This is a genomic window from Bacteroides sp. An51A (genome assembly GCF_002161565.1).
Lineage (GTDB): Bacteria > Bacteroidota > Bacteroidia > Bacteroidales > Bacteroidaceae > Phocaeicola > Phocaeicola intestinalis.
This window is the reverse complement of sequence record NZ_NFIC01000002.1, coordinates 196,721-219,864: the sequence shown is the minus strand read 5'-3', so window position 1 is coordinate 219,864 and position 23,144 is coordinate 196,721. Positions and strand designations below refer to the sequence as shown.

At 40.5% G+C, this 23,144-nt stretch carries 23 protein-coding genes; 5 read left to right on the top strand and 18 right to left on the bottom strand.

Annotated elements, in window-relative coordinates; translation table 11 throughout:
• Window positions 1-33: 33 nt before the first annotated feature.
• The 5 genes from B5G04_RS04515 (at window position 34) to B5G04_RS19655 (ending at window position 3,436) form a co-directional block, all read left to right on the top strand.
• Window positions 34-438 (top strand): acyl-CoA thioesterase, encoded by a 405-nt coding sequence (locus B5G04_RS04515; protein WP_087396016.1) that lies wholly within the window; start codon window positions 34-36, stop codon window positions 436-438.
• On the top strand, window positions 435-1,547 hold the full coding sequence (gene dprA, locus B5G04_RS04510; RefSeq protein WP_022039299.1) for a DNA-processing protein DprA: 1,113 nt from the start codon (window positions 435-437) through the stop codon (window positions 1,545-1,547). The genes B5G04_RS04515 and dprA overlap by 4 nt, the downstream gene beginning before the upstream one ends.
• 42 nt (window positions 1,548-1,589) lie before the next feature.
• Window positions 1,590-1,829 (top strand): hypothetical protein, encoded by a 240-nt coding sequence (locus tag B5G04_RS19660; protein WP_158100045.1) that lies wholly within the window; start codon window positions 1,590-1,592, stop codon window positions 1,827-1,829.
• 40 nt (window positions 1,830-1,869) lie between these two features.
• A complete protein-coding gene (locus B5G04_RS04505; protein ID WP_087396320.1) occupies window positions 1,870-2,838 on the top strand; it encodes a DUF5106 domain-containing protein in 969 nt (322 codons plus the stop codon).
• Between the two features lie 427 nt (window positions 2,839-3,265).
• Window positions 3,266-3,436 carry a hypothetical protein gene (locus B5G04_RS19655; protein WP_158100044.1) on the top strand — a complete coding sequence of 57 codons (171 nt, stop codon included), beginning with the start codon at window positions 3,266-3,268 and terminating at the stop codon, window positions 3,434-3,436.
• Here B5G04_RS19655 and B5G04_RS04495 read toward each other — a convergent pair.
• From B5G04_RS04495 to B5G04_RS04410, 18 genes are all read right to left on the bottom strand, one after another.
• On the bottom strand, window positions 3,433-4,665 hold the full coding sequence (locus tag B5G04_RS04495) for a hypothetical protein (protein WP_087249993.1): 1,233 nt from the start codon (window positions 4,663-4,665) through the stop codon (window positions 3,433-3,435). The two genes, B5G04_RS19655 and B5G04_RS04495, sit on opposite strands and share 4 nt — an antisense overlap.
• Window positions 4,652-5,365, bottom strand: coding sequence for a hypothetical protein (locus tag B5G04_RS04490; RefSeq protein ID WP_143270426.1), 714 nt, complete (start codon window positions 5,363-5,365; stop codon window positions 4,652-4,654). Before B5G04_RS04490 ends, B5G04_RS04495 begins: the two co-directional genes overlap by 14 nt.
• A gap of 347 nt (window positions 5,366-5,712) precedes the next feature.
• The gene (locus B5G04_RS04485; RefSeq protein ID WP_087396010.1) at window positions 5,713-6,870 is read right to left on the bottom strand and encodes a hypothetical protein; all 1,158 of its coding nucleotides are present in this window, start codon (window positions 6,868-6,870) and stop codon (window positions 5,713-5,715) included.
• A gap of 498 nt (window positions 6,871-7,368) precedes the next feature.
• Entirely contained in the window at window positions 7,369-7,863 is a 495-nt protein-coding gene (locus B5G04_RS04480) for a hypothetical protein (RefSeq protein ID WP_087396009.1), read from the bottom strand.
• Complete coding sequence (locus B5G04_RS04475) at window positions 7,860-8,387, bottom strand: type II toxin-antitoxin system antitoxin SocA domain-containing protein (protein ID WP_087396007.1); 528 nt, start codon at window positions 8,385-8,387, stop codon at window positions 7,860-7,862. Before B5G04_RS04475 ends, B5G04_RS04480 begins: the two co-directional genes overlap by 4 nt.
• Window positions 8,388-8,639: 252 nt before the next feature.
• Window positions 8,640-10,052 carry a hypothetical protein gene (locus tag B5G04_RS04470; RefSeq protein ID WP_087396005.1) on the bottom strand — a complete coding sequence of 471 codons (1,413 nt, stop codon included), beginning with the start codon at window positions 10,050-10,052 and terminating at the stop codon, window positions 8,640-8,642.
• A gap of 39 nt (window positions 10,053-10,091) precedes the next feature.
• Window positions 10,092-10,763, bottom strand: a complete 672-nt coding sequence (locus B5G04_RS20695) for an acetyltransferase (RefSeq protein WP_087396003.1) — start codon at window positions 10,761-10,763, stop codon at window positions 10,092-10,094.
• A gap of 16 nt (window positions 10,764-10,779) precedes the next feature.
• On the bottom strand, window positions 10,780-11,922 hold the full coding sequence (locus B5G04_RS04460; RefSeq protein WP_087396000.1) for a DegT/DnrJ/EryC1/StrS family aminotransferase: 1,143 nt from the start codon (window positions 11,920-11,922) through the stop codon (window positions 10,780-10,782).
• Between the two features lie 10 nt (window positions 11,923-11,932).
• A complete protein-coding gene (locus tag B5G04_RS04455) occupies window positions 11,933-13,339 on the bottom strand; it encodes a lipopolysaccharide biosynthesis protein (RefSeq protein ID WP_158100042.1) in 1,407 nt (468 codons plus the stop codon).
• 36 nt (window positions 13,340-13,375) lie between these two features.
• Window positions 13,376-14,308, bottom strand: a complete 933-nt coding sequence (locus B5G04_RS04450; RefSeq protein ID WP_087395996.1) for a glycosyltransferase — start codon at window positions 14,306-14,308, stop codon at window positions 13,376-13,378.
• A 201-nt stretch (window positions 14,309-14,509) separates the two neighbouring features.
• Window positions 14,510-15,106, bottom strand: a complete 597-nt coding sequence (locus tag B5G04_RS04445) for a sugar transferase (protein WP_087395994.1) — start codon at window positions 15,104-15,106, stop codon at window positions 14,510-14,512.
• Window positions 15,107-15,116: 10 nt separating this feature from the next.
• Window positions 15,117-16,277 carry a glycosyltransferase gene (locus B5G04_RS04440; protein WP_087395992.1) on the bottom strand — a complete coding sequence of 387 codons (1,161 nt, stop codon included), beginning with the start codon at window positions 16,275-16,277 and terminating at the stop codon, window positions 15,117-15,119.
• Window positions 16,278-16,296: 19 nt separating this feature from the next.
• A complete protein-coding gene (locus B5G04_RS04435) occupies window positions 16,297-17,391 on the bottom strand; it encodes a glycosyltransferase family 4 protein (RefSeq protein ID WP_158100041.1) in 1,095 nt (364 codons plus the stop codon).
• The gene (locus B5G04_RS04430) at window positions 17,381-18,403 is read right to left on the bottom strand and encodes a Stealth CR1 domain-containing protein (protein WP_087396318.1); all 1,023 of its coding nucleotides are present in this window, start codon (window positions 18,401-18,403) and stop codon (window positions 17,381-17,383) included. Before B5G04_RS04430 ends, B5G04_RS04435 begins: the two co-directional genes overlap by 11 nt.
• A complete protein-coding gene (locus B5G04_RS04425) occupies window positions 18,393-19,388 on the bottom strand; it encodes a glycosyltransferase (protein WP_087395988.1) in 996 nt (331 codons plus the stop codon). The genes B5G04_RS04430 and B5G04_RS04425 overlap by 11 nt, the downstream gene beginning before the upstream one ends.
• On the bottom strand, window positions 19,378-20,211 hold the full coding sequence (locus B5G04_RS19280) for a hypothetical protein (RefSeq protein WP_140406936.1): 834 nt from the start codon (window positions 20,209-20,211) through the stop codon (window positions 19,378-19,380). Before B5G04_RS19280 ends, B5G04_RS04425 begins: the two co-directional genes overlap by 11 nt.
• Window positions 20,212-20,665: 454 nt before the next feature.
• Entirely contained in the window at window positions 20,666-21,880 is a 1,215-nt protein-coding gene (locus tag B5G04_RS04415; protein ID WP_087395986.1) for a hypothetical protein, read from the bottom strand.
• A gap of 11 nt (window positions 21,881-21,891) precedes the next feature.
• Window positions 21,892-23,133 carry an OmpA family protein gene (locus B5G04_RS04410; protein ID WP_087395984.1) on the bottom strand — a complete coding sequence of 414 codons (1,242 nt, stop codon included), beginning with the start codon at window positions 23,131-23,133 and terminating at the stop codon, window positions 21,892-21,894.
• Window positions 23,134-23,144 lie beyond the last annotated feature (11 nt).

Here is a 23,144-nt window from a genome sequence, read left to right as displayed (position 1 = left end):
TAAAAACTCAATAACTTAAAAACTCAATAACTCATGAAATATATCTATGAACTGAAAATGAAAGTACGCGACTATGAATGCGATCTGCAAGGTATCGTAAACAACGCTAACTACCAACATTACATTGAACACACCCGGCATGAATTTTTATTGTCTGCCGGCATCAGTTTTGCCAAACTTCATACAGAAGGTATTGATCCGGTAGTAGCACGGCTGACCATGGCATTCAAGACACCACTGAAAAGCGGAGACGAATTTGTTTCCAAACTCTATCTGAAGAAAGAAGGCATCAAATATGTCTTCTACCAAGATATTTTCCGTTTGCCTGATATGAAAATAGCCATTAAATCAACAGTTGAAACCGTATGCCTCATCAACGGACGGCTGAGTGACGGTGAACTTTTCAACAACCTTTTTGCACCTTATTTCAACGAATGAACACACAAGAAACACTTTACCGGCTTGCCTTGACCCAACTGCCCGGCATCGGCATCAATCATGCCCACAATCTGCTACAAGCGGCAGGGAATGCCACCTTTCTCTTTACACATACCAAAGAGTTACGCGACTTACTACCCCAAGTCAGCCCCAGACTTCTACAAGCATTCGACCATCCGGAAATACTTCGCAGATGTGAAGCCGAACTTACTTTTGCCGAGAAAAACCACATTGCCTGCCTTACCTCCGATGACGAAGACTACCCTTCCCGGTTACGCGAGTGTAGTGATGCTCCACTGGTCTTGTTTTATCAAGGCAATGCCGACCTAAACAGCCGCCACATCATCAGTATGGTAGGTACACGCAATGCCACAGGTTATGGCAAAGCCTTGTGCGACCGCTTCATACACGACCTGCAAGAACTGATGCCTGATACTCTTATCGTCAGTGGGCTGGCATACGGCATTGACATCCATGCCCATCGCGCAGCCTTGCAATACCAATTGGATACAATAGGTGTACTGGCACACGGACTAGACCGGATTTATCCATATATTCACCGGCATACGGCTATTGAAATGACAACCCACGGTGGACTGCTGACCGAATTTATGAGCGGAACAAATCCCGACAGACAGAACTTCGTAAAACGGAACCGGATTGTAGCAGGTATCAGTGACGCTACTATCGTAGTAGAATCGGCATTGAAAGGAGGCTCACTGATTACTGCCGAAATAGCCGACAGTTATCATCGGGATTGTTTTGCCTTTCCCGGACGGGTAGACGATACTTACTCTGAAGGCTGCAACCGGCTTATCTGCTCCAACCGTGCCATTTTACTTCAAAGCGCCGAAGAACTGGTGAAAGCAATGAACTGGAACCGCCCCAAAGAAATACCTGCGGCTATCCAGCGGCAACTGTTTCCCGAACTGAACGCGGAAGAGACACAAGTAGTACAACTCCTTCAAAAACAAACCGAAGGCATGCAAGTGAATAGCTTAGTAGTAGAAAGCAATATCCCCATAACCCGCATGAGTGGCATCCTCTTCGAACTGGAATTAAAAGGTATCATCCGCAATTATGCCGGAGGTGTTTACAAGCTGGTCTGAAAAATGATGAAGGATAAGAAGCTGTTTTGAATTTATCGTGCGATGATTTGGGATGAGTTTTTGAGGCATTTTTGCTTCTGTGATGAGGAAGATAGCGGGCTATCTGACGAAGAACAGGAGCGAAAAGGACCAAAAAATCGCCCAAAGCACACACGAAAACGGATACATCAAGCCAAGAAAACTTTTTGGAGAAATTCAAAACAGCTTCTAAAGATAAAGAATGTATGCCAAGCCAAATTTGCAAGGATTCTTTATGCTAAATCCTTCATTCTTCATTTATAAAATCGTATCTTTGCACTTGTAATATTCAAAAAATATGGGTATGAAAACACACCTTTATTACTACATCGCAATTGTATGCATCATTCTCGGAACTTCATGCACCTCCGGGCAAAAACAGCATGCGACCGAAGAACACACGTCCATACAAAAAGAAAATGTAGCCACACAACCAGACAAAGCACAGTTCCCTTTCCCCGACATTCCAGTGATGTTGACTGAGCCGGAGGAACGTCGTGAATTTCTATTGGCACACTATTGGGATAATTTCAACTTCTCCGATACGACTTTACTTAATAACCGTGACATAACCGAACAAGGATTCGTCAATCACATCTCGTTACTGGCAGATGGTGAAAGTTCTTCACAAGAAATCACAAAGAGTCTGGATGCTCTCTGCTCGCATATAGAACAGCAACAGGAAGCGTGCAAAACATTCATGCATTTGTTCGACGAATATTTATACAATCCCAACTCACCCTTATACAACGAAGCATTGTATCTTGTTTACCTGAACCGTATGCTGCAAAGCAAAACCATAGACGATGCGACTAAAAGCACATTGGCTTTCAAACAAAAGCTCATCAGCCGGAACCAGCCTGGTACACTTGCTTCTGACTTTACGTATTATCTACCCAACGGACAGGCAAGCAAACTTCATCAAACTCCAGCCTCAAACAACCGTCTGCTGCTGATATTCTATGATCCGGAATGCCCCAGTTGTCATGAAATCATGCAAGACATGCTGCACGACCAGACCTTGGCAGATGCTGTAACCGATGGGAAACTCACCGTATTGGCCATTTACACCGAAGGTAATCCAGAAGCATGGCGTAGCGATCTCTCCAACCTCCCGGCCAACTGGATGGTAGGCACCGACCGTGAGGCTATCAAGCTAAACGCTCTCTATGACCTGAAAGCCATGCCATCGCTTTACCTGCTTGATGGGAATAAAAAAGTCATTTTGAAAGATGCCCCCTACGCACGTATCCGTGCCGCATTACATTTTTAAGACATCAAGACGAGAAAAACTTTTTGGAGAAATTCAAAACAGTTTCTTCTATGTCATAGGCGGTGCAGGTATGTTCTAATTGGATAAGAGGACATGAATGGCATTTTCTTGTTTGTATGCAAAAATGCAGAATCTTGTCCAGATATGCGAACAAAAAAGAAAAAAATGCGTACTATGAGATGTTGGTAATACCATCATTTTTCTATCTCATGATAAATGGAATCAATTTCCTGTTGAAGCTGGATTATTTTTTCTTTTTGTTTATGTCTGTCCTGTACATTTATTACAATACCTGTTATATTTCCCATCAGCAACAGGATAAGTATCCCTATTAAAAGTTGGTTGTAATTAGTTTCGAGCCAGTATTTAAACATAATTCTACAAAAAATTTTTCTCGTCTTAGAAGCTGTTTTGAATTTATCGTGCGATGATTTGGAATGAGTTTTTGAGGCATTTTCGCTTCTGTGATGAGGAAGATAGCGGGCTATCTGACGAAGAACAGAAGCGGAAAGGACCAAAAAATCGCCCAAAGCACACACGAAAACGAACACATCAAGCCAAGAAAAACTTTTTGGAGAAATTCAAAACAGCTTCTTAATGTTTCCGATGATTTTTCAATAATGCCTGGTGCCGTTCCATAGCTTCCGGGCAATTCCGCCTCACATACCCTCCTAAGCTATTGTAGACCAATCCCAATTTTTGTGCAATGGATTTCAGGTTTTCAGTTGTGGTTTCGTATAGCCGGATTGCCTCAGCATATTTTTCAGCTGCAAGTTTTGAAACATATTTCCCATCAGCGGTTTTCATCATGCCGTACCGCATGGCAAGCTCAGGTTCATGTTCTTTCAGGTACATTCTGAAAGTTTCAGGGTGCAGGCCAAAGTTGGTTGCAGCCTGCTGTATCGATTTACTTCCTGCTTTCAGACTAGCTATGGCATCGGCATATTTACTCGCAGATGATTTCAGGTAACGTTTGGTTTGTTTTAAGTCTATACAGTCACGATCCACTGTTGCAATGTTGACTCCTCTACGTTCCAACATCAAATCGCGGTGCCATGTGCGCAGGTAATACCGGAAACCTTCCAGTGGGACGCCTGTCTGCTGTACAATGTCTTTTACTATCATGCTTGTATGCTTATACAGTTCCAGGGCTTTCTTATATTTCTCCACGGTCTCAGGTTCAGGTATATGTTTCCGTCCGTTTCCAGACGGATGGCCTATCCGGTTATGACGTTTGGCTTTTTCCCGTTCGGCAGAACGTTTTCTGATAACTGCTTTATGATAGAAACGCATGTATTGGCTCAGTCCGCCCAATGACACTTTACAATCTTCTGCCACTTCAGAAATAGTCTTTTCTGTCGTATTATACATTTTTACCGCTTTGTCATACATCTCTACAGAATGCCGGCGGGCTCCTCGTTTTTTGTTGTCACCGATACCTCGTTTCATTCTTTCTTTTTCCCTGCGTTCCAGTATGTCGGAATAATGCAAACGTAAAAAATTACCCAGACCGGTTTCGCTGACTCCAAACATACGGGCTATTTCCGAAATGTTCAGTCGGATATATGTCAGACTGTCGCAAGCCGCTACCGCATCCTTATATTTCTGGTGCGAACTGGGACGTTGTCCTTTCTTTGGACGAAGCTTGACAGGTACTTCTGTTTCTTTTATTCCATACCGTTTTAAGACCAACCACCGGTGGTAGCGATACAGATAGGCACGGAATCCGGCAACAGCGACCTGACATTCTTTAGCTATTTCCGCACCAGTCAAATCTGTTTCAGCATAGAGCTGAAGAGCTTTCTCGTATTTTTCATGGATAGACATAATGACAGGAATCTATTTGCCTGGAAACTTCTTTCATTATATGTTGACATTTGTTTTCGATAAGCACAGAGAGTGCGTAAAGCCATTCATCGCTATCCGCACGCAGTTTCAACAGGCAAGCAGACATAAATCTGACAACAGCTTTCATCGTGTCCCAGTCTGCCGGATATGCCTTGGTAATGCCTGCTTGTTCATACAGCATGCCTGCTTGTTTTACTATACAGGTATCTATGTTGCCTTTCAATGGCACCCGCATACGGTAGTAATGATAAATGGCGCAAATAATATTATCGTAAGCATCATCCAAGAACATATAAGAATTGCCGTTCAATACCCGGAGTCGTTGCAAAGCCTTGCAGACAGAAAGGTTCTGCCATTGCCCGTCGGTATCCCAGTCGATTATCCATTTTTCCAGTTGTTGCCTGAAACGCAAGAAACATTCTTCTCCTGCCGATTCGTCAGATAAAGGGTAACAAGAACAAGCCACACACCACAACCATTGGGGAATATCCCAGTTTTTTACCATCCGGCTTTTCTGTTCTACGAATTGCCACATCTGTCTGTAACATGTATCCTGCCATTGCGAGTCCAGGACACCGGGCGCATAAGCTAACGACTGCATTACGTCTGCCAACCGGCATGCGCCGATGATATCTGCTCTTTTATATCGATTGCTGCAAGTCTTATACAATTCTTTCATTCGGGTAAAATACTTTTCCCGTTTTCCATAAATAGAATCTAAAGCATCGGTTACAATCATTCCATATAAGGAAATATGAATCCGGGAAAGTGATTCAAGCCCCCAAACTGACAGGTTATGGCAGGGCAAAGTCAAAATCCATTGGGCGTATTTTTGTAAATCGAAATCCATGAATACTCTAAAATAAATCTATACCGTGCAAGGTACAAAGCTTCAGTTTCAGAAACCGACGCGCATCACTGCGAATCGGTTTCCTAAGATTACTAAATTAAGTCAAAAATGTAGAAACGCTTTTCTACGGGTTTTGATAGAGATATAAAAAATAGTAAGTGCACAAAAACGGAAGCCTATTGGGTTAATATATTCACAAAAGACACTTCATAAGGCAATAGCCGAAGTCTTATCTTCTCACCCGTGGCATGCACCTTCTTGCCTTTCATCTGTATCTTGTATTCATCCAAGCGGACATTTTTTATTCGGACATCCACTTCTTTAGACTTGTCCGAATCGTTCACTACCATGATGCCCATTTCTTTCTTCCCGTCCGTAGCTGCCAATACATAAGTATCTTCCGGCACCTTGTCCGGCTTTACCTCATAGCCCAGTTCATAGAGTTTGCCGAAGTAGCGGAATACATCATACGCCAGAAGCAAGACCACTTTACCCTCACTGTCCAGCTTATACAATCCCGTCCAGAATCCGGGCATGTCCGAGGCATAATACACGGCTCCTGCCAAATCTTCCGCCGCTTGCATGTGGATGAGCTGTTTGGCATACCAAGCGGCAGCCTGCTGGGTCTGAATCGCATAAAACGTAGCGGCTAAATTGTTCCATTTCCCATCCGGGGAGAGGTAATTCCATTCATCCATGATAATATCCGCCTCCAGTCCATACTGCTTCAATTCATTCTTCAACTTCTTCGCATCTTCTCCGATTCCGGCAAAGTCGTTCCAATAATGATGCACGAAACAATGACCGATTCCCAATCCGTTATCCCGTATGTATCGGTAAAGTTTCGCTCGGTTTTCCGCGCTATAAGCATACGAAGGCGAAATATCCGCATCGGGATGCTTGGCGTGTATACACCGCCATACCGTTTTATAAAACTCACAATAGGCATCGAATGAACCGTTCCAACACTGATGATTATCCGGTTCGTTCCATATTTCCCACATGATATTTGTATAACGGAAACCATTATTCCACCCGTCTTCATAATGGGCGACAATCCGTTCGGCTATTCTTGCCCATTTGTGGAAATCTTTGGGAGGAGTATTGTCTCCTGTGGCAGAACCCAGATTCTGGATGTTTTCTCCTAATCGGAAAATAATCCGGGCACCGGTTTCTGTAGCGGCTTTCATCAATTGGTCGGTTGCAGAAAAATTGTAAGAAGACACTTTAGATTCATCTGCGTTAGGATTGGAGAATATGGCACTGATATTAACTGCCTGATTGTTTTTATTTATGTATTCTACATCGTGATAACGGATAATAGGAATATGCAATTCTTTAAACTCAGTTGACCAATTTATGATATACTGATTATTTTGATATCTATATAATGGACCATTCCCTATTCCATTCAAAGGCTTTATCTTATGTTTTACTATCAGCTTCCCGTTAGGGTCTATAAGGTCAAAAACGATCTCTTTTGAAGTAGAAGAAAACAAATTGCGAGCATCCAAATTCGTTCCGCACGAAACAACGCTTAGATGCGTTATAAGTACAATAATGAAAGGAAATAAGTGTTTCATATATAGAAAAGTAAGAAAATGAAAATCCGCTGTAAATGTTGTTAGACAAATGCTTTTGCTCCAACATTAGTCATACTATGCGCGGCATGGATTTGTGCATTTTCCTATACACCTCGCAGTGTTTTTGTAGAGACGATGTACACATCGTCTCTACTATGATGGCATCCACAAAATGCACAAATAACTACTGCAAGAAGTATAAAGATGAAAAGAAGTTTAAACTAAAACGAACTGGCTTAAGGAAAAATATCAAGGATTTATTTCATGATAAGGGTCAAAAAAGAGCGGATAAATAAATCCATACGTACCTAACATAAAATACACACGAGGAGACCTTATGTCTTTATTTCTGTCTGCTTGTTGTTTGCTGGTATAAAGCGCAAAATGATAAATAATAGGATTAGACTGAATAGCTTCGGGCATAGCTTTTGCCATTACTTTCATTAGATTGCCTTTGATTTCACTCCGGCGGAAATGATAAGCATTTGCTTTTGCCGATAGGCTATTAATCGTATTCGAGGATATTTCTTTCATCATTTCAAAATATTTTTGAGTATCCTCTAATTTAAATGTTTGCCGAAAATGATAATCAGTGCGTTCCAAATCCAAATAGTCATATTTGATGACAATAGGTAAGTCCATCGACATTCTGGAGTCTTCAAATTTGATTTCCTTTTTAAAGCGATCTGGGGAATTGATTACCCTGATTTCGTCAGGTTCTAAATCGATACTCTCCAGTTTCATGCCTTTCCCTCCCTGTTCTTGTCGTGTCTGGCCTTGTAGTATTCATACATGGTATCCAATGAAAGCTCTTTTTCCGAGCGTTGAAAAGGAGACAATCCTTCCCGTTTTTCAGCCCAAGGCTTTTCTGCATGAGTATATAATATCAGCTCATTTTGTGTTTTGGCACCATATAGCATGATAATGGATTCTATCAACTCTTGTTCTTCATCTGTAAAGTTCAATAGGTTTGAAATGCGCTTCAAGGCAACAGACGGATCTTCTTCTCCACAAAAGTCTGTAGCTTGCAAATGGTCGCACATCCCGGGCACACAACGACGATACTTACGGTAGACCGACGGATAGACCGGTCCATTGACCCAAGCTTGTGGTATTTCTGAAAACAATGTGTGCTTTCGCCCGAAAAACACCATATACCATGCTTGCACGTAATAGAGTATTTTTTGGAGTTTCAACGGACTTACCGACAATCCTTTGGAAAGCAAAGATAAACCGACATATTGAGCTACTAATTGTATATCCCGCATAATGTGCTTTTGATTTATTTAACTATCTGATGCGAAGGTACATCTATTCTATGAAAATGCCAAAAGAATTGACAGAATTTCAGCTTACAACACTATAAATCTTTGTAAATCTTTGTATATGATATTTCCATGCAGCATCTGTTTGGACAAGGTTTGTCTCAATTTTCATAATTGCTTGTTTGTCGTATAAATTATTACAACGTAGCATTATTATAAATCTTGTATATGAACATGTTATAAGCTTCTGAGATTTTATTGTTTCAATTCAGAAATGCTGATGAAAGAAACTTCATAGTGGGACATTTCAATATCAATATATTCTGAATCAAGTTGATATGGGATTTCGTTGATTAAAATATCTCGATTTTGCAAAGAAATATTGTTTATAGCTATTTTTGTATTCTTCTTTTTGTCCGAATAATTTACAACCATAATTCCCATTTCTTTCCCATCCGAAGCTGCTAAAGCAGAAATGTCTTCCGGTAGATTATCAGCAGCAATTTCGTTACCCAATTTATACAATTCACCAAAATATTTGAATATATCGTAAGTGGGAAGTAATACAATATCGCCCGTGTTATTTAATCTATATAAACCGGTCCAAAGCCCAGGCATGTCTGATGTATAGTATACGGCACCCGCTAAATTTTCCGCAGCTTGCATGTGAATTAATTGTTGTGCATACCAAGTTGCGATTAATGGGGTTTGAATGGCAATAAAAGTTTTTCCCAAATCATTATTATTAAAATTATCTTCAGATGAAAGAAAATTCCATTCATTCATAATAATGTCAGCTTCCAATCCAAATTGTTTCAGTTCATTTTTCAAATCTGTTGTATATTCTTCAACAGTAGAAAAATTGTCCCAATAACGATGGTAAAAGCAATGCTTGATATCTAAATTATTTTGAATAATAAATTGATATAATTTAGTGCGATTTTCCTTATCATACGCATACGAAGGTGAAATGTCAGCTTTCGGATGTAAAGTATGTATGCATTGCCATACTATTTTGTAGAACTCGCAATAATCATCGAAGGTTCCATCCCAACATTTTTCTACATCAGGCTCGTTCCATACTTCCCACATAATATTTTTATAGAAATAACCATCATTCCAACCGTCTTCGTAATGGGCAACAATTCGTTCAGCTATTTTTGCCCATTTATGGAAATCCTTAGGAGGTTTATTGCTTCCTGTGGCAGAACCTATATTCTGAATATTTTCTCCCAATCGAAAAATGATTTTTGCACCAGTTGACATTGCAGCTTTCATCAATTGGTCTGTTGCCGTAAAGTCATACGATGCTTCTGTCAATGCATCGGCCTGTTCATCAGGAAATATGGCACTGATATTTATTGCTTTATTTTGTGCATTGAAATATTCTATGTCATGGAAACGAATAATAGGTATATTCAAATCTTTGAAAGAATTTGTCCAATCATTAATGAAATGACCATTTTGATAAGTATATAATGGACCATTCCCCATACCATTCAAGGGCTTGATTTTTTGTTTAATGAGTAGATTCCCTTGAATATCGACTGGTGTAAAAACGATAGTATTTGCATCCCAATGGACGATTTCGTTTTCAATAGTTTCTTCTGATTCTGTTCCGCATGATATAAAGAAGAATGAAGTAAGAAATAAAATTAATGATCTCATAAGAAATGAATAAAATCAATTTATATCAATTATGTTCAATCATTTTTTGATATTTTGCAATATCATTTTAATCCAACTTCTGCTTTCTTGGGCAGGTATACCCATTACCGTGGCTCCCGCTGGCACATCACGTGCAACCACACTTCCAGCATTAACTACAGCATTTGCACCGACCGTTTTATGAGGTAACACTTTGGTGCCAGTGTATAATAAAGCTCCTTTTTTTATTCTTGAACCACCACCACAAAAAACATGACAATCAAACATGCAATAATCTTCAACAATGGTATCGTGTCCAATCAATACTCCCGGCAACATAGTAACAAAATTGCCGATTTCTGTATCGGCATCAATAGCTGTATGGCATAATATAATACAACCTTTACCTAACTTTTGATTGGTTTTGCTGAGTTTCAAAGACTTAGATAACAACGAAATAAATTCCCCATGTTTTTCTAATATAATTTCTATATACTTTTGTTTCATTTTCGGATCACCCAAAGCACAAACAAACACATCTTTTTCTTGTACCTCATAATCTTCAACTGAAGATATAATTGGTGGATACCCTTCGAATCCATCCAAAACATGAGGATTATCATCCAAAAAGCCCTTGATTACAAACGTTTCATTATACCCGATAAAATCTTCTCTGAAACCATACAATTCTCGTCCTGTACCTCTCGCACCGATAATCAGTAAATTTTTCATGTTTCTTTCATTTAGTTTATTTGACAATCTGTTCAATTACTCGTTCTATTTCTTCTTTCGTCAATTCCGCATGCATGGGCAGACAAATCACACTATCAGCTACTTTGTTTGCTACGGGCAAATTATCCGGTGCTGCACTTTCTAATGCACTATAGGAAGACAAGTTGCTTATCAAGGGATAAAAATATCTTCTTCCCAGCACATTATTCTTTTTCATCTTGCCGTATAGTTCATCTCTTGTCATTCCATATACATCTGCATCTACGAATATGGGAAAGTATGCATAGTTGTGTTTGACTTCGGGCAAATCGGGTAGGAAAGAGATTCCTTCTACATCTTTCAAGGCTTCCTTGTATGCCATAGCCACCTGCCGCCTTGATTCAATCGCGGCATCTACTTGTTTCAGATTCAACAGGCCGTATGCTGCCCGCAGTTCGTCCATTTTTGAGTTGATGCCTGGTGCAACGATTTCAGTTTCTCCCGAAAACCCGAAGTTCTTTAAGTGGTCGATGTATTGTTTGGTTTCTTTATCGTGCATGATCAACGCACCGCCTTCTACCGTATTGTAAACCTTGGTGGCATGAAAACTAAGCGTTGACATATCTCCTGCTTGCAAAATAGACTTTCCGTTTACTTCTACGCCGAAAGCGTGGGCTGCATCATAAATCACTTTCAGTCCATACTTGTCGGCTATGGCTTGTATCCGTTCCGTATCGCAAGGCGTACCATACACATGTACAGGCATTATAGCTGTAGTCTGCGGAGTGATGGCCTCCTCTATTTTATCGGGATTCATGTTGCAAGTCACCGGGTCTATATCTACGAATACTGGCTTCAGCCCATTCCACCAAATTGCATGAGTTGTTGCTACAAAGCTGTAAGGTGTAGTAATGACCTCTCCTTTAACGCCTAATGCTTGTAAAGCGGTAATCAAAGGCAATGTTCCGTTGGTAAAGAGTGAAAGATAATCTACATGTAGGTAATTGCATAGCTCTTCTTCCAATTTTTGATGAAACGGGCCATTATTCGTTATCCATTTGTATTTCCATATCTGTTCAAGCGACTTCATCAGTTCTGATAAGTCGGGAAGTAAAGGAGACGTGACGGTTATCAACTTATCTCTGTGTTCTAAGTCAAATCCAATTTTTGTAGTGTCCATGGTTGAAATATTATTTGAATGAATGATTATTTTTAAGACCTGATATGATATATCTTAATTCTTTAGACCGTGAACAAAGAGCAGTCAAAAGAAAAGAAGAAATGCCCACTACGATTCCTATTAAAAGTTGCCCATAATCAGTCTTGATATAAGTGTTGACCAGCATAATGCATACTCCCATACATAATGTATATCCACCTATGGGGAACATTCCTCTTACTTGTTTAAAAAAACCGACTTTTATCAGTTTTCCTGTATAATATGTATTTAATATCCAAGCCAATAACGAAGCGATAACACCGCTTATACAAATAGCCCGTATCCCGAATGGCAGGGCAATTAGCAGTAATGCCAACATCAGCACCTTTTTTATCACCTCCAACCGTAAGAACAGGTCAGATCGTCCTTTTACCTGAAGCAAATTCAGGTTTAGCGCATGAATGGGGTAGAGCATAAAAGCAAAACAAAGTATTTGCAGGTATTCTACGCAAGGCAGCCATTTGTCCGTTATCATCAGTACAATCAGCGGACGTGCCAATAAGGCAAGTCCGGTCATCAAGGGGAATGTGACGAAAGCCGCCAAGTTCAGCATCTGTTGGTAGACTTTTGCCAGTCGCTCGTCATCTTCTTGTATCCGGCTGAGCATGGGCAATGTTACCCGTGAAAGAACTCCTGAAAGTACACCTACAGGCAGATAGGCGTAGCCGTATGCCCGTGTGTAATAGCCCAAACTGGATGCCGCGAACTTTTTGCCTATAATCAGGGTGAACAAATTGTTTCCCAATACATCCAATACGCCCGACAGCATCAGCTTGGAACCGAAACCAAATAGTTCGCGGAACGAACGCCAAGAAAAGCAGAGCCGAAGTTTCCATACCGAATGCCACCAATAAAGTATGCACGATACTACCGCTCCGGCTACTCCCGACCAGGCTATTGCCCATACGCCATAACCTGCGTATGCCATGCCGATGCCTGTACCTCCTTTTGCCAATGCCGATACCACCGATATTTTTGACTGTGTCTTGAAATCCATCCGGATAGTCAAGTAAGTGCGTTGCACCAAGAAGAAAGCATTGACCACAAAAGGAATGGCGGCTACTTTTATAAGGTCTTGCAACAAGGGTATTTTATAAAAAGCAGCAATAGACGGTGCCAAAAGGAACAAGCCTCCGTATAACATTAATCCGACTACAATATTGAAATAAAACGCCGTAGCAGCATCAGTATCGGTGCGGTCGATCTTCCGTATCAAGGCTGTAGAGAAGCCGCCGTTCATAATGGCATCCGACAATGCCGTAAAGATGAGCAGCATTCCCATCAATCCGTAATCGGACGGGGACAGAATGCGTGCCATGTAAATGCTAGTGACAAACTGGATAACCTGTACGGCAAGGTTATCCGTCAGGTTCCACATGATTCCTTTAAAAGCTTGTTGGCGAAGCGACATGGATTATCTGAAACATTTATCAACCGTTTTTCTGCATATATATCCGCATAATCCTAAAATACCCCTGCAACCGCAATAGCGAATAGCCCAGGGAACTACTTTCCAAGCTTTGCGAAAGTTTCGCCCGTAGCGTAAATAAAATATCAGTAATTCTCCCAAATTGGTTATCACCATCCGGCGTGTGTCCGCATTTTTATCTTCTTGGTAAATATCGTATGCGTTAGCCAAGCTTGTAATTCTTTTCTGTTCGTATGAAATGCCGCTCCACACTCCGTTATCATGTCTGCGATAGACTGACATGCATTCATCCATGAAATAACCTTTCCCATGCTGCAACAACGAATAAAATGTATGTACATCCCTACATAGTGGGAAAGAAGATAAAAAGTAAACATCTAAACAGCTTTTCCGTAAAACGACCGACAAGGGCCAGAAAAACCATCCATAATGCGTCCAGTCACGACAAGTAAACGAAATATTTCTTCCTTCCACTTGTCTGGGTAATTTCCATTTACTTAACTCGCCGGTTTGCTGGATATATTGTTTAGTTGCATGGCAACACAACGAATAGTCAGGGTGAGCTTCTAAAAAGTTGACTTGCTTTTGCAGCTTATATGAATCTGTCCAATAATCATCTCCTTCACAAAAAGCGATATATTTGCCTTTTACTTTTGGAAAAATATATTCAATGGTCACATGTATCCCTTTCGAATACTGGTTTTCCGTTTGAAGAATCAAATGGAACAAATCGGGATATTTCTCCTGATATTCCCGGAGTATATCTTGTGTTCCATCGGTTGAGGCATCATCGTGGATAATGATTTCGATGGGAAAGTCCACCTGTTGCATCAGGAAACCGTCCAAACATTCCCGGATGTAAGGAGCATGGTTGTAGGTCAGGCAACAAATACTGACCATAACAGTATTGTCGTTCATATATAAAGGTTGTTTATTCGTTCCAACTGGCTGCTCTATACAACTTATATAGCTCACCAATTTTGCCTATATACTTGCTTTGCCGACAAGATTAATAATCTTACACGCGCAAGATTAATAATCTTCCGGCTGTAAGATTAATAATCTTACAAACGAAGCACCTATATGCATCAGACATCGCAATTAGTTGCACAATAAAAATCAGATAAGCTTCCCACCGAAAACACTCAAGAATGTATTTGCCATAATCTTGAAATCGAACCATAACGAAGCATGGTCTAAATAAAACAAGTCATACCGCAAACGCCGGAGCATCTTTTCCAATGTGTCGGTATAGCCGTTATGCAAAGTAGCATACGAGGTGACTCCCGGTCGCACTTGATACAATAGCCGATAGCGTGAATCCGCCTGCATAATCTGGTCAATATAAACTTTTCGTTCGGGACGTGGACCAACAAACGACATATCCCCGATTAAAACATTCCAAAGCTGAGGCAGTTCGTCCAAATGATGCATCCGCAGGAATTTCCCAACTTTAGTTAACCGTTTGTCCTGTTCTCCGCTACAAAGCATGGCTCCAGACCTTTCGGCATCTGTCCGCATACTGCGGAACTTATAAATGTAAAACGGACGTCCGTGCAGCCCGATACGTTCTTGCCTGAAAATAGCAGGCCCGCCGTCTTCCCACTTGATAAGTATATAGCAAATCAAGAAAACCGGCGAAAACAATAGCAGCAAAAGGAAAGCAATCATGCGGTCGAATATGAACTTCACGCCGCGTTCGAATGTATTCATCATAACTAAGAGATTATTGATTCATAAACTTCCAGAATTGTTGGCTGATAACCTGTTGGGAGAGATTCTTTATGACATACTCACGTGCCGCTTTCCCCATGCTCTTACGTTTTTGCTTGTCTTCCAGCAAAGAAAGAATCGTCCGTGCCATATTGTCTTCATCGGCAATGGCTAATTCATCATGTTGGATATTCAAACCCTCGGCACCGATGGAAGTTGTTACAACGCAACATCCGTATGCCATTGCTTGTATGATTTTGTTTTGTATTCCTGCACCTGTCAGCATAGGGCAAGCTACAATGGTAGCTTTCTGATAATAGGGTTCCACAGTATCTACATAACCGGTGACAATTACGTTTTTATAAGTTGCCAACTTTTGTACACGAGCGTCAGGTAATGCACCTACAATAACGAAGCGCAAACGAGGGTAACATGATGTCAGTTTTGGGAATATATGTTCTGCAAAATAAGTGACAGCTATTATATTCGGTTCATAATTCATTTTGCCTACGAAAACGATATTTCCCCAGTCTTCATGTCGGGATACAAGTGCCTCATTAGGTATGTCTACTTTATTACCTACAATGTGAAGCAATGAATGAGTATGCCGTAAAAGGTATTGTTTATCAACTTCTGAAATGATGGCACAACGATCGAAAGAGTTGAGCACTTGCTGTTCATAGGCTGAACAACGTTTGTATTCTATTGCGTAAATCCATTTCCAAATGCCGTAACTGCGTTTTCGGGCTTTTTCATAGTTCATAGAGAGAGCGTCTACAAAGTCGATGCATTTAAGAATGTTTTTAGTTTCTATGACATATTGGGCGGTACGGATATTGTTGCAGAATACAATGCTGTATTCACTTAAATGCTTGTCTATATAGGCTTGTATTTTCTTTTCGTAATAATAATTCACTTGCAAGGGTAAACGATTGAACAAGAAACGCAAAGTCTGTAAGTAGCTTTTCCACTTTGGCAATTTGAAACAAATGATCTTTCCCACTTTGGGCAATTGTTTGCGAAGCAATTTTTCATCCTCCTTTTCTTCAGACTGATAGATTACATCCACGTTATAGCGTTGCAGCAAAAACTCCAATTGCTGAACTGTCCGAATCTGAATGCCGCTTATAATCGGATAAAGAGGACGAGAAGAAATGAAAAGAACTTTTTCCATAAGCGTTATTACTTATCATTCATTCCATGAACAAAGTCTGCCATTTCCGGTAAATCGCATTCGGGGTATATTCCGATGCAACCTGCAGACCTTTCTTAGCATAAGCTTCACGAAGCTCCGGATGTTCTATCATCCGTATTATAGCATCGGATAATGCTTGTATGTTTTCAGGTTCTACCAAAAGTCCGGCTCCATCCTTCAATAAAGCTGCTGGTCCATTAGGACAATCGAAAGAAACAACTGGCAGTCCGCATGCAATAGCTTCCAATAATACCATAGGGAAACCTTCATGCCGTGAAGACATTACATAAAATGAGGCTTCTAAATATGCGTTGTGTATATTGGAAGAAAAACCTAAGAAATGAACATAAGGAAGCAAACCTAAATCATCCCGAAGTTTTTCAAGCATAGCCCGTTCGTCACCTTCTCCATAAATGTCTATAGACCAATCTGGGTATTTAGTAAAAACAGGTTTCAATGCCTGCAACAGTAAATCGTATCCTTTTTCCGACTGGAGCCTGCCTGCCGAAATCATTTTTTTTGCATTGCCGGCATGAATATTATCAACAATAGGAAATGGAAGCATATTGGGAATTACTGTTGTTTCCACACCATGGCGTTTATACTCTTGCGCATAACAATCGGTTAACGTAATGACTTTTTTAAAACGACAATACATCCAATTCCGGAAAGCACGAACAGGACGATTATATAACCCGTATTTGTAGTGTTCACAAGCAAAGGCCTGCCGGGCATATCCACTCATCCATAAAAAGAAACATACTAAAAATGCCTGTCCGATAATTATATCTTGTGGATTGTGCTGATAATACTTGCGTATAGCAATTATGGCTTTTATATATTGTACGAATATGGATAAAACCGATGCTTTATGAGTATAAGGCTCTGGTATGAGATAGTCGACCGTAACTTTTTCGTTTAAGGGAAAACTTGGTCTGTCTCCTTCCTTAAAAACAGAAAGAATAGACACTTTATGCCCTTGCTCTGCAAACTTATTTGCCAACAAAGTTGTTGTCCGCTCCGTTCCATAACAACGGGTTATATCAAGAATGACAAATGATATTCGCATAACTTTAAAAGCTTTACTTTTCAAAAGAAGATTTTTCTGGCAATATCTGTTGGAACACAGAAAGAATACGCTGGCGACATTCCTCAAAAGGAATCCGTACATTTTGTTCGACATCATTCAACACGAGAATCTGTTTCTTCTGCCTTAAAATCACTTGTTCTATTTGTGGCAAAGTCCGTTCGTTTATTCTGTAATATACCGAACTGCGATAAACATTAATGGGATTGAATTGTCCGGTAGCCAGTTGCCAATAACGGAACAACCAGTGATTATAGTCATACTGCGTGCGGAACTTATGCGTGCTGGTGTCTGCCAGCAGCTCCCCATATGCACTCCATACGGTGTTTAGTGTAGACTTCAGGTATGCATTCGGCAAATGAGGATCTCTGAAACCCACAAAATAAGGCCAAGGGAGCAAGGCTAAAGTACGAAGCAAATAAGAGCCATATTCTACACGAAACCATTTACTCCAATTTTTACGAAGTACATTCCGTTGTTTAAATTGTTGATTAATAGCTGTAACATTATTCAATACGGTATGAGCAAAATTATTGGCAATACACGTACTTGCTACAATGTCAAATGTGGCCATATCACACGGCAAACCATTGTGAAAGAAACGTTTTGAATCCACTTTGTCTATAATAAACATATCGTCATTAAATAAAACAAAATGCTCAGATAAGCTATCCAGCCGATGCAAATGCAATTCGATAGGATTTGAATTAAATGTAGGAAGATACTCGGAAGGAATATAATCTTCATGCCGGACAAAATGCAATTTCGGATGTGCTAAATTCAACCATTCAGGATAATGTCCGCACGTAATGAAATGAATCTTATTCACCCAAGGAGCGAACTGTTCTACTCCGCGGAACCAATAAGGAAGCAATCCCCAATCACGGTAACGGACATCTCTCACATCGTCTGATTGCTTGCTTTCCGGCAGATGTTCCAAAAAAGATTTACGCCATTCAGAATCGTTACCGTCTACCCATAACAATACAAAATCTATTTTTAAATCCTTATTTCCCATTAGCTGTATAGAAATTTACAGGCAATATACCACAACGACATAAAAACCGGCGAATAAAAAGCCATGTTTTCAACATAAATTTTGCTATCTTATAGTGTCCAGATAAGCAAATCCAGACACTAATGGAAATCGGAGATTTGCATTTTTGATAACGTGGATACACTTTGTTTATTTCTTTATATAGATTTATAAAATCTTCTTTCGAATAAGCTTGTGAACACCAAGCAATTTTTTTTACAGAACATTTCATACTATTCAATTCTTCTTGATAAGCTTGAGGTAATTCCTTTTCCATATAAGAAATAAAAGCGATGCGAGATACAAGAGAATGTTCATTATAATTTAAGGATAAACTTTCTTTATTGATTGTCCGGTCATAATGATAAAAAGCTTTGTTTAAATAAACAATGTGTATGTTGTTCAGACACAAACGACAAACGACAAATAAGTCTTCTAATATCATATTTGCCGGAAATGTCAAATTATAATCATTATAACAAGCACGTTTTATTAATTTATTCCAACAATACCCCATCAATTTACTAGTCAACAAATTTTTCAACACAATGTCAGCTGTTAATGCTGTTGGTTCTTGTTTTACATATCGTTCTTTTAATTTTATTTCAAAATAATCACAAATTACCATATCGGCATCTTCTTGCTTTGCTTTTTGATAAAGTTCTTCCAACATGTTCGGCTCTACCCAATCATCAGCATCCACATGAATAGTATATTCGCCTTGCGCATGATCTATACCACATTGCCGGGCACTTGATACTCCACCATTTTTTTTATGAATAACACGCATGAACGGATATTTTTTAGCAAACCGATCGCAAATATTTCCACTGCTATCCGGACTTCCATCATCAATTAACAAGACTTCATAATCCTCAAATGTTTGTTCTGCCAAACTATTCAAGCAACGGTACAAATATTTTTCTGCGTTATAAATAGCTACAATTACAGATATTTTAGGATTCATATGCAGATGTTTTTAATGTTTCGTTGTCATTAATCGTTTCATCTTCTTCCCATGAATTTTCCTCAGCATCATTTAAATAACTGGCATTAAATAAAAGCATCCAAAACAAAGAACCTCCCGCCACGCCAAAATTTGCAATAGTTTTTTCTCCAATGCCGGAAATAAACATTACCACTATGACAGAAAGCATTGCCGTAGGAACCAAATCCTTATACTTTACCAGCTGAAAATAACGGCAGATAAATATTCCAACAGCCACAGCACCACCTATACACAACATAAAAGCAATCCCATTATCGACCGGAAAGTCGACATTTCCCACCATATCAGATTGTAATCCTGTCAGGAAAGTAGACGGGGAAGAAAACATATTCATTACAATGTGCAGGTTATTAATCCGACCACTTACCAATGTATTGAAATCTGTCAAGAATTCGGTTAAAAAGATAAATGCTATTAATATGATAGGTATCAGACTTAAAAATAACTTGTTATAGACATAACGTTTCAAGAAGTTTTCCGGGACAAGATATGTCAATAATAAAAGTATGCAAGCAAAAAAAGAAGTGCGGCTGGCTGAGTATTTAAAAGAAATAATGCTTATGATCAAAATTAAGCTAAAAGACAACCATCTCCATCGTCTGTACATTAAGATATACAAGCAACACAAGGTAACAAAGATTGTAATGCCTGGAGTATTAGGATTTCCGTAGCCCAAATCGTAGGATACACCGTCAGCTACCTTGTCCGTATATGTGTAATTTACTTCTAATATGTCATTTTGTATTAAAATACACCTCATCAGTAAAACCATAACTTCCATAAAAAAGAATGATTTTACAATGAATCTGAAATCTATATCCTTGAACGCAACAGCCGACAGGAACAACGGTAAAAACAATTTGATACCATTCAAATTAAGAGGGATAATCGCTATGTAAAAACAAACGACACATCCAATCAACCATATTGATTTGCGTGACATACGCCGATGCAGTATTTCCCGTACAATAATAATGCAAGGAAGTAAAAATATCAATGCTAAAAGTGGGAGTACAGATATACCCATATTAGGTAAAATATCCTTGAGCCCCAAGCATATTATTGACAAGCATAAAAAAGTTTTATCAATGAAATGATTGAATGGTATATATAATTCTTGTTGATACATAACCAAAATAAAACCTCTGAAGAAGATGTGTCAGAAACGACTCTGATGCATCTTCCTCAGATAGTTACTATGCTAATGAGAACGAATTAGTATATAAGTGCTTCATTTATTTCATCACCGCAAAATTAACGCTCTGCTCGTATCCTGTCACGCCATACTTGGCATTGACATCATACGTGCGGATATCGAAACGGTTGGACGCGATGCCGTAACGGTTGACCAAGATGTCGCGGATGCGTTCGGCACGACGGCGGGCAAGACGTTCGGAAACGCCCCCTGTATTGCCTACAATAGTCACTTTCATATTTCTATCTCGTTCCATATAGCGTGCCACACGGAAGATATTAACTTCCTGCAACTCTTCGTTGAAAGAAGTCTTGTCTTTTTCGAATACGACCGAAGGAATCAGCAAAGTATTGGTGATTGCGCCTTCCTGCTGAACGGTCTGGACAATTTCTTCCTTGGGCAACACTTCTTCGCTCCGAATGGTAGTTATGACATTGTTGAGTGCCGCAACCTGCTCTTGGGGCACCAATCGTACCACCCGGAAACCTTGCCTGCCAATGCGGTAACTCAAACCGATATTCCCGTTCAAGATGCCGGCGAACTTATCGCCTTTGCCCAACTCTCCGTCGAAACTGGAATTGGTAATCGTACCGCCTATGCTGGCGTGTATGCCCAAACGGGAAGTGATGTTATAGTTGCCTGTCAAACCCAACCGGAAACCGACTTTGGCGTTTTTTTCCATACCATGGTATTCCATGGGACGAAGCAAACCTACGCCTACATAGCCTTGCGCCGTCCAGCGGCGGTTCAACCGGTTATTGGATGTAAAAGCATTATAGAGGTCGAACAGGAAATCGGCATTCAACTCAAAGTATTTGATATCCTGACGGTAACCGTTCTTCGTATCCACTCCTTGCCCTTTCCAGTATTGTTCTACCGGGTCGCCTTCATCGGTCCATCCGTGGTCGTAGGCGTAAATGCCTGTAGAACCACTATTCCAGCCTTTCAACCGCATTCCGCCAAAATTAATGCGAACACCGAAATCGGGATGAAACCATTTGCCCACGGTAAGGCTGAAACCCGGTTTCAACCGCTTGCCAAATGAAAGCTGTGAATCATCTTCACCCATCAGCATCCGTCCGGCAAAGTCGGCTTCGATATAAAAGTTGCTCCAGAAAGGTGCCGTATAACGTGTCTTATAATCAACCTTGAGCGTGTCCATCCGTACGGTCCGCTCTATTTCCTGCTGTTGGGCGTGCAGCTTAACCGTTGTGCACCCCAAAGCCAAAACTGCCAGTGCCAATATCTTTTTCATATCTTCAGTCTTTATTTTTCGTTTTTGTCGTTGACAATTCTCATAATTACCACGCGGTTCCAACGGTAGTCTTCATTGTATACCCGCTCGGTATCTCCTTTTGCATTGATGGTGAGGCGGGAAGGAGCGATGCCGCATTTGTCTACCAAATAATCGTAAACAGCTTTTACCCTCCGCTCGCTCAACTTCATATTATATTCCGGATAAGCAGTCTCCTTATCGGCAAAACCTGTCAGTTCCAGTCGTGCTTCGGGATAGCGCAACAGGTAACGTGCCACACGCTCGATGTTCAGTTTCTGGTCTTCTTCGATGTTCGACTGGTCAATAAAGAAACGAACCGCAAAAGCGGTGACTGTAGTATCCTTCACTACCGGACGAGTTTCTTGCTTAGGAGCCGTCCGGTAACGAATCTGTTCGTAAGTGACCGGATTAACCTTGGCATAGCGTTTGAACTTACGCCCGCCGAACTTATAGCTCAACCCTACCGACAAACCTCCATAACCTTCTACCGAACGGTTCCGCTTGTGAGTAATACCTCCGATTTGACCATCAAAAGTTTCATCGACAATCGTTCCTTGAAACTCGCCGAAAACATCCCAATGCTTGTTCAAATTCACATTCAACTGGATTCCAGCCTTGAAAGCAAACGAATTATTGGCACCCATGCCTTGCGCACCAAACGCATGGGCAAATCCCGGACCTGCGGAAAGAATCAACCGTACCGGCTTCATGTCATTGGTAAACCAACGGACCGCATCGGTGATGACACTGACCGACCAATCCATATACGCAAATTTACGGTGCAACCAATATTCGCCATATTTTTCGGATATATTGTATTTCAAATCGGCTGGAATCTCTGTGCGGTCGGCACCTTCGCCATAAATGTCAGAGAATTGGAAAGCGGACAAACGGGAGTGACCTGACAAACGACCTGCTCCCATCTGCACCTTGAATCCCCATACGGGAGTAAACCATTTGCCCACACTGATGCGCCCTACGAAACGGCTGCGCGCCATAAAATTATCATAAACCCGATTGGCTTCCGCTGCCAACGAGTTGATACCGCCGGAAAAACTAAGAAACCAGTTTGATGTGCCGTCTCCGGCTACAACCAAATCGGTAGAATCTCCTATCGCTTCAATAAATTCAGCCTGCAATCCGGTACGGATTGTGTCTGTCTTCACTTCTTGGGCAATAGCCACAAAAGGCAACAGCCCCAAAAACATTCCGATAAAAATCGATTTCTTCATAAGCCATCTTA